The 11,213-nt window shown below is 71.7% G+C and carries 9 protein-coding genes; 2 read left to right on the top strand and 7 right to left on the bottom strand.

Annotated elements, in window-relative coordinates; translation table 11 throughout:
* Positions 1-237 precede the first annotated feature (237 nt).
* Entirely contained in the window at positions 238-1,260 is a 1,023-nt protein-coding gene (locus E4V01_RS11380) for a zinc-binding dehydrogenase (protein WP_012255613.1), read from the top strand.
* A gap of 97 nt (positions 1,261-1,357) precedes the next feature.
* On the opposite strand, the gene E4V01_RS11375 is transcribed toward E4V01_RS11380, so the two are convergent.
* The 7 genes from E4V01_RS11375 to E4V01_RS11345 all read right to left on the bottom strand — a co-directional run bounded on the left by E4V01_RS11375 (position 1,358) and on the right by E4V01_RS11345 (position 7,893).
* Positions 1,358-2,254 (bottom strand): LysR family transcriptional regulator, encoded by an 897-nt coding sequence (locus E4V01_RS11375; protein ID WP_135298412.1) that lies wholly within the window; start codon positions 2,252-2,254, stop codon positions 1,358-1,360.
* Between the two features lie 332 nt (positions 2,255-2,586).
* Positions 2,587-3,030, bottom strand: a complete 444-nt coding sequence (locus E4V01_RS11370; protein ID WP_135298411.1) for a DMT family transporter — start codon at positions 3,028-3,030, stop codon at positions 2,587-2,589.
* A gap of 98 nt (positions 3,031-3,128) precedes the next feature.
* Positions 3,129-4,346, bottom strand: coding sequence for a Gfo/Idh/MocA family protein (locus E4V01_RS11365; RefSeq protein WP_135298410.1), 1,218 nt, complete (start codon positions 4,344-4,346; stop codon positions 3,129-3,131).
* A 133-nt stretch (positions 4,347-4,479) separates the two neighbouring features.
* A complete protein-coding gene (locus E4V01_RS11360) occupies positions 4,480-4,920 on the bottom strand; it encodes a cupin domain-containing protein (protein ID WP_060771802.1) in 441 nt (146 codons plus the stop codon).
* Complete coding sequence (locus E4V01_RS11355) at positions 4,917-6,590, bottom strand: SDR family oxidoreductase (protein WP_135298409.1); 1,674 nt, start codon at positions 6,588-6,590, stop codon at positions 4,917-4,919. The genes E4V01_RS11360 and E4V01_RS11355 overlap by 4 nt, the downstream gene beginning before the upstream one ends.
* An 8-nt stretch (positions 6,591-6,598) precedes the next feature.
* Positions 6,599-7,465 (bottom strand): hypothetical protein, encoded by an 867-nt coding sequence (locus E4V01_RS11350; RefSeq protein WP_135298408.1) that lies wholly within the window; start codon positions 7,463-7,465, stop codon positions 6,599-6,601.
* Positions 7,462-7,893 (bottom strand): hypothetical protein, encoded by a 432-nt coding sequence (locus E4V01_RS11345; protein ID WP_245517515.1) that lies wholly within the window; start codon positions 7,891-7,893, stop codon positions 7,462-7,464. The genes E4V01_RS11350 and E4V01_RS11345 overlap by 4 nt, the downstream gene beginning before the upstream one ends.
* Before the next feature lie 260 nt (positions 7,894-8,153).
* On the opposite strand from E4V01_RS11345, the gene E4V01_RS11340 reads away from it, so the two are divergent.
* Positions 8,154-11,117 (top strand): phosphoenolpyruvate carboxylase, encoded by a 2,964-nt coding sequence (locus E4V01_RS11340; protein ID WP_135298406.1) that lies wholly within the window; start codon positions 8,154-8,156, stop codon positions 11,115-11,117.
* Positions 11,118-11,213 lie beyond the last annotated feature (96 nt).

Raw genomic sequence — 11,213 nt, 5'->3', positions numbered from 1 at the left:
GCTCCGATCCAAAAGTCACCTAGCGTTCTGTATCAATCACGCAACGGTGTCGGACGGGATCGAGAGGAACCGTCCTTCGAACCGGGAGGCGCCCGAACCGGTCAGCGCGTCGTCGATGCGCCGGAGCTGGAGGGGGCTCCCGGTGCCCGCTGTTTCGCGGTACGGCGTCGGGCGACCCCGGCCGGGCCCGGTTCGTACGCTGCGCCCATCCCTCAACGCCAGACGAGTTCGATCCTGATGCAAGCCCTCCAGCTCTTCGGCGACCGAGATCTGCGCCTCACCGAGGTCGAGCCGCCGCCCGCGCCGGGGCCGGGCGAAGTGCAGATCCGGGTCCGGGCGGTCGGCCTCAACTTCATCGACGTATGGGGCTTTCGCGGCATGGCCTTCGCCAAGCGCAAGCTGCCGCTGACCGTCGGCGCGGAGGCGGCGGGCGAGATCGCGGCGGTCGGCGAGGGCGTCGAGGGGCTCTCCGTCGGCGATGCGGTCGTGCCCTACGGCGCGCTGACCTGCGGCCGGTGCCGCGCCTGCCAGGAGGGCCGCGACAACCTCTGCGAGGACGTCTCGGGCGTGATGGGCTTCCATCTCGACGGCTTCGCCCGCGAGCGGGTGAACCTGCCGGCCCGCCTCGTGGTGCGGGTGCCGGGCGGCGTCGATCACGTCCAGGCGGCCTGCGCCGGCATCGCCTTCGGCACGGTGCAGCACATGCTGTTCGACAACGCGCGGCTGGAGCCGGGCGAGTCGATCCTCGTCCATGCCGGCGGCTCGGGCATCGGCACGGCGGCGATCAAGATGGCCAAGGCGATCGGCTGCACCGTCTACACGACGGTGGGCGACGACGCGAAGGGTGAGAAGGCGAAGGCGCTCGGTGCCGACCACGTCGTCAACTACCGCGAGGAGCGCTTCGAGGGTGAGGTGCGGCGGCTGACCAAGCGCAAGGGCGTGGACGTGGTGTTCGAGCATGTCGGCGCCGAGACGTGGAACGGCTCGCTGCTCTGCCTGAAGCGCGGCGGGCGGCTCGTCACCTGCGGCTCGACCTCGGGCGTCTCGGTGCAGATGAACCTGATGCAGTTGTTCCAGCAGCAATACCGCATCACCGGCTCGTTCGGCTGCCGCATCGCCAATATGAGCCAGAGCCTCGACAAGATGGCCGCCGGCCTGACCCCGGTCATCGACACGGTGCTGCCGCTCGCCGATTTCGCCAGCGGCCTGGAGCGCCTGGAATCGCGGAAGGTATTCGGGAAGATCCTCGTGACGCTCTGATCGCCGCTTGATCGAAGCGGGGACCGTATCGCTCCGCCCGCGCGGCGCCTGACGGAAGGCACCCATCGCGTTATCGCGATGGGCTCCCACCCGAAGATCAAAGCGTCCAGGCGAAGAGCCGGCTGCCGAGGCCGGGAAGATCGCGAACACTGTCCGCCACATGGCCCGCGAGCGCCCGCGCCGCCGGCCCGGCACCGTCGCGCAGGCGCATCAGCACGTCGTAGCTGCCGAGCGGCGGCAGGGCCGTGATCCGCTGGAAGGGTGGCCGCGCGACGCTCAGGGGGAGCGGCGCCACCGCGAGATCCGCCTCCACCGCCGCGATCTGTCCCTGGCAATGCTCGCTCGTATAGGCGACCCGGTAGGCGATGCCCGCCTGATCGAGGGCGTCGAGCGCCGCCGCCCGCCACGTGCAGCCGCTCTGGCAGAGCGCGAGCGGCAAGGGGCGGCGCGCCTCGGCGAGGCCGCCGCGCAGGCCGACCCAGACCAGATCCTCCGAATGGACCACCTGCGCCGCGCGGTTCGACGGGAAGCGGCCGGCATAGAGCACGAGATCGAGCGCGCCGTCGGCGATGGCCTCCACCAGAAGGCGGCTCGCATCGAGCCGGACATCGACCTCGACCTGCGGATGGGTGGCGGCAAACCGGCGCAACATCGCCGGCAGGGCGAACAGGCCGGAATCGTTGGGCGCGCCGAAGCGCACCCGCCCCTCCATCGGCGGCGCGTCGAAGAAGGTCACCACCTCATCGTTCAAGGCGAGCAGGCGCCGGCCGAGGCCGAGCAGCGCCTCGCCGTCCGCCGTCGGCACGACGGCGCGCGGCTGGCGCAGGAACAGCGCCCGGCCCAGACGCGCCTCCAAACGCTTGACCTGAAGGCTGATCGCCGAGGGCGTGCGCCCGACCCGCTCGGCCGCGCGGGCGAAGGTGCCGGCCTCGCAGATCGTCACGAAGGTACGGATGAGATCGAGATCGAGGTTCGACGGATTGAGCGCATTCACGGCGGCGATGATCCTGCTGCGGCAGCTTCGTCCTTCCGATGAGCATTCCTCATCGTTTCCGTGAGATCAATTCGTTCGATTCATCGCGCGACACGCCCCATTCTGTCCGTCGCAACAGCGGAGGCAGCCATGATCGGACGCTTGGAACGGACCCTGCAGCGGGGGATCGCCCGCCTCGCGGCCGGATGGCACCGATACCGGCCGGGGGCCTCGCGCGACGGGCGGGGTGAGCCGATCGCGGAGGACCTGTCCGGTCTCGACGCGCGGCTTCTGGCCGATCTCGGCGTGACGCGATCCGGCAAGGCGCTTCCTGGCGGAGACGGGCCGCCGCGTCAGCGCAGGCAGATGAGGACGAGGCCGCCGATCATCAGCGCGCAGCCGAGGATGCGCCAGGGGTCGGCGGTGTGCTGGGCAAACCCGACCCAGCCGAAATGATCGAGCAGAACCGAGGTGACGATGGCGGCCGTCACCGTGATGCCGGTGAACACCGCCGCCCCCAGCCGCTCGGCGATGAAGATCGTGGCGAGCACGTAGGTTGCACCCATCGCCCCACCGAGCCACGCCCACCACGGCACGCCGGCAAGCCGCTGGCTCCCCGGCCAGCCGATCCCGATGAAGGGCGCGGCCGCAAGATAGACCGCGACATTGGCCGCGGTGACGACAAGGGCCGCGAGGATCGGCTGATCGAGCGCCTTGTTCAGAGAGGCGTTGGCGCCCGACTGCACTGTGTTGAGGATGCCGGCGATGGCGGCCGCGGCGGCGATGAGAAACGGCATCGTTCGGCTCCGCAGGGTGTCAGAGTGTCTCGAACAACGCCCGATCAGCGAACGTGCCCCGTCCGGGTGCGGTGGCGTAGGGGGGCGTGAGAGACAGGTCAGGCCCCGCGCACGGTCATGTCCGGGTTGAGATCGAGCCAGCGGCGCTCGCGGGCGGCCCAGTAGAGCGCCTCGATCAGGCGCACGTCGCGCAGGCCCATCTCGCCCGGCGTGCTGATCGCCGCGCCCTCCGTCACGGCTTGCGAGAAATGGTCGATCTCGCCGGTGAACTGGGCAGCGCTCGTCTCCTTCGTCAGAATTTCCTCTGCCCGCTTCGCGTTCGAGACGACGAGGCGGTTGCCCTGATAGGCGGTGGCCGGATCGAGGGTGGCGACGAGCCGGTCGCCCCAGAGGTCGATCCGCTTCTTGTTGGCCGTATAGCCCGAGGACATCGTCGCCCGCCGGCCCGAGGGGAAGGCGAGTTCGGCGGTGAACACGTTCTCGACCTCCGCGAAGCGGGGATCATCGGGCGGTGCCTGCATCGACGCCGCGACGGCGTTCGGGCTCTCGCCGAAGAACCATTGCAGCCCGTTGAGACTGTAGATCCCGATATCGACGAGCGAGCCGCCGCCGGCCACCGATCGTTTCATCCGCCACTGGTCGCGGGGAAGCGCGGGGTCGAGGGGCCGGTGATGGTCTGACGTCGCGAACCAGACCTGTCCCAGTTCGCCCGCGTCGAGCATCTCCTTGGCGCGGAGGTTGTGCGGCTCCCAATGCGCCCGGTAGGCGATCATCAGCTTGCGGCCGGCGGCCTTGGCGGCGTCGATCATCCGCTGGCACTCGGCCGGCGAGTTCGCCATCGGCTTTTCGCAGAAGACGTGCTTGCCCGCCTCGAACGCCTTCACCGTCAGCTCGGCATGGGTGGAATTGGCGGTGACGATGTAGACCACGCCGACCGCGTCGTTCTCGGCGAGCCGGCTCATGGTGTCGTAGCCGTAGAGCGCACTCTCCTTGACGCCGTAGCGCGCGGCCACGCCCTTCGCCTTCTCGGCGCTGCCCGAGACGAGGGCGACCGCCCGCGAGCGGCGGGCACGGGCGAGGGCGGGCAGGACATAGCCCTGCGCATAGTCACCGAGGCCGACCACCGCCCAGCCGACCTGGCGGTCGAGCGGGAGGGGCGGCTCCGCCTCCAGCGTCGGCTCGGGCCGCCCGACCGGCCCGGTCGGGATACCGCTCCCGCCGCCCTGCGCGGCGGCGCGGCTGCCGGCGATGGCGGCGCCGAGGCCGGCGGCTCCTCCGGCCAGGAACAGGCGGCGGGAGTTAGCGGGAATGCGCAAACGGAGGTCTCCTGGCAAAGGTCGAAGGCGTCGGGGCCTTGACCGGCAACGCCCGACTCTCGCGTTCCGTGCCGCGGCATGGTGTCATCAACTCAAGATGGAACAGCCCGCCGGGCGGTTCCTCCGGTGCCCGTCAGCGCCGCGGCGTCGGGCGCCAATCCTCGGGCGCCATCTCGAAGCCGGAGAACGCGAAGCCCGGCGAGACCGTGCAGCCGACGAGCGTCCAGGCGCCCAGACTCGTCGCGGTCTGCCAGTGGCCCGCGGGGACCACGATCTGCGGACGCTGGCCGCGCAGGAGGTCGGGCCCGAGATGGTGGGCGGAGGCGTCGTGGCCGTTGGGGCTCATCGTGATCACCATCGGCGCGCCGGCATGCCAGTGCCAGATCTCGGCCGCATCCACCCGGTGCCAGGCCGAAGTCTCGCCGAGGCCGAGCAGGTAGTAGATCGCGGTGCCGACCGAGCGCCCCTCGACCGTGCGGGGGTCGCGAAACGTCTCGCGGAAATGCCCGCCCTCCGGATGGGGCTTCAACCCCAGGGTATCGATCACCTGCGCGGCCGTCAGCGTGTCGCTCATGGCGTTTCTTCTTCCCTCTCGTCGCAGCGGACCAGCCAACCGCGATAATGCACGAGCAGCCCCAGGAACGGCAGGAACAGGGCCACGTCGAAGCGGAAGCGGCCCTGCGCATCGACCCGCTCGCTCGCCTGCGTCGTCGGCCGCAAGAACCGCGGCAGGGAAAGCGGGCCGAGCCGCCAGCCCGTCACCGCCATGTCGAGCCCGTCGGCATGGGCCCTCACCGCGAGATCCATCGCGAACGGGCCGAAACGCTCGCGCACCCGCCCGCTCCCGTCGGGGCCGGCGCGCCGCATCCGGCTGGAGAAGCGGCGGCTCGGGAAATGGCGCGTCCAGCGTTCCGAACCGGCGTCGAGGTCGGGCTCCATCGTCACGCGGATCGGCCCATCCTCCAGGGCGGGCGGCAAGCGGAACAGCCCGGCAACGAGGGCGACCAGGGGGCCGCGCCCGCGCACCACCGCGGCCCGGCCGCAAAAGGCGCCATCGCCCACCGCGCCGTGCAAGAGGCGCACCGCGTCGGGCATCCGCGCGAACCCATCCCCGAGCACGCGCTCGAACAGCGGCACGGGGTGATCGGTGTCGCAGCGAGTGCGGATCGAGAGGCGCGCCATCTCCGCCTCGATCGCCGCGAGCGGGAGCACGCCGACGCAGGGGCGGGCACCGGGCGGGATCGCCGCGGCGGACGGATCGGTGAGCCGGCGGATCGCGGCGAGCGCGGGCAGGGTCGGGACATAGGGCCCGTCGCCGGCTTCCGCGACGAGGCTCCACACGGCGCGGACCGGCCGGCCGGTCGCGTCCGTTCCCAGAACTTCGACGCTCATGCCGCCCCGGTCGCTGCCGAACCGGTCGAGCCAGCCGGCGATCGCCAGGAAGGGGCGGGCGAGGGGCACGAGCGAGGGCAGCAGCCGCCAGCGCACCGGCAGGCTCGCGAGGCTCAGGCCCAGATGCAGCAGGGGCAGTTCGAGCCCGGCGCGGAACAGGGCCGTGCGCAAGGCGGGGAAACGGGCGGGAAGGATGTCGAGGTCGGGCGTCTCGCACAGGCTGGCGAAGCGCCGGCCGAGGCCCGGCACCGCGATCCGGCCGAGCAGGCCCCAGCCGGGCCGGTTCTGCCACGTTCCGGCACGCAGCACCCGCACCGGCTGCCCGGCATAGGAGAGGATCGCCCGCATCACCGAGAGGCCGCGGGGCGCCCGGTTGCCCGGCACGATGGCGACCCGCACCGTCTCGACCGTGCGCCAGCCCGCGGTGAGCGCATCGAGCGCCGCATTCGACAGGGCCGGGGTCGAGCTGGCGCCGGTCAGCGCGACGACGCCCTTGCCCTGCGCTGCTGCATCGAGCCTGGGAAAGGCCGCCACGAAGTCGCGGCCGTCGGCGAGATCGAGATAGGGCAGGCCGGCCTCGATCGCCGCGCGGGCGAGCACCGGCGCCCCGCCCTGGAACGGCCCGGCGGCGTCCACCACGACCGTCGCGCCGAGCGCCCGCAACTGCGCCGCATCCGCCTCGGTCGCGTCGAGGCGTGCCGCCCGCCCGCGTCCATCCGGCAGCGTGCGAGCCACGACCTCCGCCTTGGCGACATCGCGGCCGGCGACGATCACGCGCAGATCGGTGGTCGCAGCGAGCCCGGCGACGAGCCGCGCCCCGAAGGCGCCGGCCCCGCCCACCACGAGGATCACGGGTCCGCTCAGGGAATCGCTCCCTGCGGCAAGGCCGAGCCCGGCGCCCGCGGCGGCGTGAGATTTTGCGGGGCGCCGCCGGCCGGGGGCTGCACCGCCCGGCCCACGCTCGCGGCTTTCGCGGCCGCCTGCGCGGCGGCCTTGGCCGCCTTTTCCGCCTTCTCCGCCTCCGCTGCGACCGCTTCGGGGGTCGGCGCCATGCGGCGGGCCTTCGGCGGCGGCAGGAGCCTGCCCGAGGGCGCGGTGCCGCATTCGCGGAAGCGCAGCTCGGCCAGGGGCGTGCCCGTTTCCGCGTTGATCGGCAGGCTGTCGGGGAGGGCCACGAGGGAGGCGTCCCACTGGATCCGGCCGCCGATGGTCCCCTCCAGCGTGGCCGGCGACGCGCCCCGGCGCAGGGACAGCAGGTCCGGCCCGTAGGCGGTGGCGACCTTGCCGGCGACCACGACCTGCAGCACGCGGGTCACATCGGGCGTCAGCGGACGCAGGGGGTTGTCGATGGTGATGCGGCCGCTGCGGGTCACCCACAGCTCGGTATTCTTGTCGCCCTGATAGCGGACAGCCTGTCCCGGATCGCAGGCGACCGGCGGCGCGGCAAAGTTCATCCCCGTGGGCGAGGGGAGAGCGGAGGGAATCGGGTTCGCGGCCGGTTCGGCGGGCGGCGTGTCGGCCGACGTCGCGGGCTCGGTCCGGGCCGGCGCGGGTTTGGCCTGCGGCTTCGGGCGGGGCTTGGGCCGTACCTTGCGCTTGGGCGCCTCCGGCACCGCCTCGGCGGGCGCCGGGGCCGCCTCGTCCTGTGCCACGACGTTGGAAATCAGGCCGGGGACGAGCGCCGTCCAGGCCGCCGCGAGGGCGGCGAGCAGGCCGACCCGCCTCATCGGGCCGCCCGGTCCTTCGCCTCGGAGGGCGGGAGCGGGTCCGGCTCGAGCGTCTGCTTCAGCACTTGGTTCTGCTGGTCGAGAAGTTGATCGAGCATCCGGCTATCGAGTTCTTCCGCTTGAAACGTTCGAGGCTCTCCGCCCTCGGGCGCATCGACCGTTTCGCCGTCGATGACGTGACCGTCAATGAGATCGCCATCGCGGATCGGGTCGTCGAGAACGCGAGCATCGAGCACCTGCGCCCCGCGGTCGATCAGGCTCGGCTGAGACGGGATCAGCGCCTTCACGACGGCATCCGCATCGTCGGCCCATTCCTCCTCGCGGGGAAGGCGCAGGGGCGGCCGGCGCGGCCCCTTGGAGAGCGTTACCACGAAGACGCAGGCGAGCAGGGTCGCCGCCGCCGCGGCAAGGATCACCAGGGTTTCCATGATCGTCCCGACCTTAGACCGGATCGCAAGCCGTTGCACGCGCAGGAGGCTTCGGCCTTGCCGAGGCAGCGAGCGGGGAGAGGGCCAGGGTTGGCGGCACTTTTCGCAATCGAGCCGCGCGATCACGCCGACACGTCTTCCCTCCACATCCCCGTCTACCCCCCTTGCCGGAACGGTCCTTGCGTCTCGGGCCGAAGGGTGAGAACCGCGTGGTCGACGCCGTCCGACGGTCACCGGCCGCTCACGCCCAGGAACGCTCGATGCCCCTCGAAGATCCCCGCTCCGGCCCGCCGCAATCCTCGATGCCGAACGCCTCGATGCCGACGTCCGGGCACCCGACCGCCGCGTCCGCACGGCCCACGGATCGCGATTTGGAAGCCGAGCTTCTCGACCTCGTCGCCCGCACCCGCGAGCAGGCGAGCGAGGACCCGTTCCGCAACCCCGTTCTCGCCGTCACGCTCGCCATCACCCGCCGGCTCGACCGGGACGAGATCGGGGAATCGGATCTCGACGCCCTGCTCGCCACCCTGCGGCGGCGGGCGCTGACAGACAGGGCTGAGCGGCTGCGCGCCTATGTCGGCCTCGACACCGAAGCCGCCACGGGGGAGGCGGCGCCCGCGGTGGAGGTCGCGAACCGGCTCGTGGCGGCGGTGGCGCGGGGCTCGGGCGATTTCGACGCGTTCCGCGAGCGCGTCGGCCGCACCGCTTTTGCGGCGGTGTTCACGGCGCACCCCACCTTCGGCATGCCGCGGGCCGTGGCCGAGTTGATCGCGCGGGCCGCCTCGCTCGCCGATGCCGACCGGCGCGCGCCGATCATCGGCGAAGCCGCCGCCCGCTCAACCCGGCCCGATCCGCAGATCAGCCTCGACGACGAATTCGAGCAGGCCTGCGTCGCCGCCAACCACGGCCGTGCGGCGATCGACGCCTTCAACGGCGCGATCCTCGATGCCGCCCGCGCCCGCTGGCCGGATCGTTGGACCGAGCTGGTGCCCAAGCCGCTGGCCATCGCGAGCTGGGTCGGCTGCGACACCGACGGTCGCACCGATATCGGCTGGTGGGACACGATGCGCTACCGGCTGATTTCCAAGCGCATGCAGTTCGACCGGCTGATGCGCGACCTGCCGGACGTGCCGGCCACCCGCGTGGTGCGCGAGCTGACCGCGGGGGCGCGGGACGCCGTCGAGCGTCAGCTCGCGGGCGCGCCGCTGCTCGGCACCAAGCCCTCGCTGGAAGCGGTCCACCGCTTCGCGCTGGCCCTCATCATCGAGCGCGAGCGCGCGCAGACCGATGCCGGGCCGATCCTGGCCGGGCTGGCCGCGGCGATCGGCGCCGCCGAGACCGATGCGGACCGCCGCGCCATCGCCGTGCTGCGCTCAGGCATTGCCGCCCACGGCCTCTCGAACGCCCTGCCGCATTTCCGGCTCAACGCCAGCCAGATCCACAACGCGGTGCGCCGGGTCATCGATCTGGAGGGCGAGCCGACCGACGCGGCGCAGCGCCGCTCGCACCTCTCGGCGATCAACACGCTGCTCAACGACGTGCGCCCCGTGCCCGTCGATTTCGGAGCGCTCGCCGCTGAGCGCGCCTCGGCCGCGCGGCTGATGATGACGATCACCCAGATCCTCAAGCATGTCGACGGCACGCACCCGGTGCGCTTCCTCATCGCCGAGACCGAGACCGGCTACACCCTGCTCTCCGCGCTCTGGCTCGCGCGCCATTACGGCATCTCGGATAAGCTCGAGATCACGCCGCTGTTCGAGACCGCAAGCGCGCTCGAACAGGGCATCCGCGTCCTCGACGACGCCCTGCGCAACCCGCACTGGCGCAACCACCTCAAGCGCCTCGGCCGGCTCTCGGTCCAGTTCGGCTACTCGGATTCCGGGCGCTATGTCGGCCAGTTGGCGGCCACCTTCTGGATCGAGCGGCTGCGCCTGCGCATCACCGAGCTGATGACGCAGAACGGGCTCTCCGACATCGAACTCGTCATCTTCGACACCCACGGCGAATCGATCGGCCGGGGTGCCCACCCAACGAGCCTCCGCGACCGCCTCGCCTATCTCGCGCCGGAGGATTCGCGCCAGCGCAACGCGAAGGCGGGCATGCGCGAGCGGCTCGAATCGAGCTTCCAGGGCTCGGACGGCTACCTGATGTTCGGCTCGCCCGAACTCGCGGGCGCCTCGGTGGCGCGCATCGCCGAGCACGTCTTCGCCGACGCGCTGACCGAGGACGACGCCTTCGCCGATTACGCGCTCAACGACCGGGCCGCCGCACCCACCACGGACCCGATCTACGAGGAGGCCGACTTCGCCGCCGAGTTCTTCCGCGTTGTCCGCCAGGACATGGAAACCCTGGTCGATGATCGCGGCTACGCCGCCCTTCTCGGCACCTTCGGCCCGAGCCTGATCGACCGCACCGGCTCGCGCCCCGTGGCGCGCCAGTCGGATGGCGGGGGCCCGGCCGCGATCACCCATCCGCGGCAGATGCGGGCGATCCCCAACAACGCGATCCTGCAGCAGCTCGGCTATCTCGCGAACTCGCTGCACGGCGTCGGCCGCGCCGCGCACCGGGCGCCGGAGCTGTTCCGGCATATGCGGACGAACTCGGTGCGCTTCTCCCGCGCCTTCCGCCTCGTGCAGCACGCCGCCAGCGTCGGCGACCTCGACGTCATGCGCGCCTATATCGACACGCTCGATCCGGCCGTGTGGCTGGAGCGGGCCCGGCGCACCCGGCGCGACGCGCGGCGCGACGAGCTCGTCACCATCGCCGCCGCGCTGGAGCGGCTGAACCTCTCGCCCGACCTGCGCCGCCTGTTCGGTCGTCTCACCCGCGACGGGCTTCTGCTCCAGGCCGCGGCGCCGGATCTGGCGGCGATGTCGACCCGGCTGGCCCTGCTCCACGCGATCCGCCTCGCGCTGATCCACCGGATCTGGTTCCTGGCCGCCCACATTCCGAGCTTCCGCCCGCAGGCGGGCCTGACCCGCGAGGCGCTGCTGGAGCGCTTCCTGCGCCTCGACATCGACGGCTGCCTGAAGCTGCTCGACGAGATCTACCCCGTGACCCCCGACCCGACGCTCGGCCTGAACTTCGGCGAGCCGCCGGGCCCGCGCGACGTCGGCACCTACGAGACCGAGCACAACACGCTGTTCGGCCCGATCCGGCGGATGTTCGAGCGGGTGCGGGAGATCTCGGGGATCATCCAGCACGAGGTCGGCGCGTTCGGCTGAAACCAAGAGGCAAGGGCACAATCAAGAGCAAGGGGGGCTCGTTTCCCCCCTCGGGCCGTATCCGACCCCATTGCATCAGGCCGAATATGACTCCAG

It is taken from the genome of Methylorubrum sp. Q1 (assembly GCF_004683995.1).
Lineage (GTDB): Bacteria > Pseudomonadota > Alphaproteobacteria > Rhizobiales > Beijerinckiaceae > Methylobacterium.
The sequence above is the reverse complement of the archived record's forward strand: the minus strand, read 5'-3'. Positions and strand labels throughout refer to the sequence as shown.

Coding starts and splice junctions, on each gene's coding strand:
- E4V01_RS11380 (WP_012255613.1), top strand. CDS start 238: ATGCAAGCCCTCCAGCTCTTCGGCGACCGAGATCTGCGCCTCACCGAG.
- E4V01_RS11370 (WP_135298411.1), bottom strand. CDS start 3,030: ATGCCGTTTCTCATCGCCGCCGCGGCCGCCATCGCCGGCATCCTCAAC.
- E4V01_RS11360 (WP_060771802.1), bottom strand. CDS start 4,920: ATGAGCGACACGCTGACGGCCGCGCAGGTGATCGATACCCTGGGGTTG.
- E4V01_RS11350 (WP_135298408.1), bottom strand. CDS start 7,465: ATGAGGCGGGTCGGCCTGCTCGCCGCCCTCGCGGCGGCCTGGACGGCG.
- E4V01_RS11345 (WP_245517515.1), bottom strand. CDS start 7,893: ATGGAAACCCTGGTGATCCTTGCCGCGGCGGCGGCGACCCTGCTCGCC.
- E4V01_RS11340 (WP_135298406.1), top strand. CDS start 8,154: ATGCCCCTCGAAGATCCCCGCTCCGGCCCGCCGCAATCCTCGATGCCG.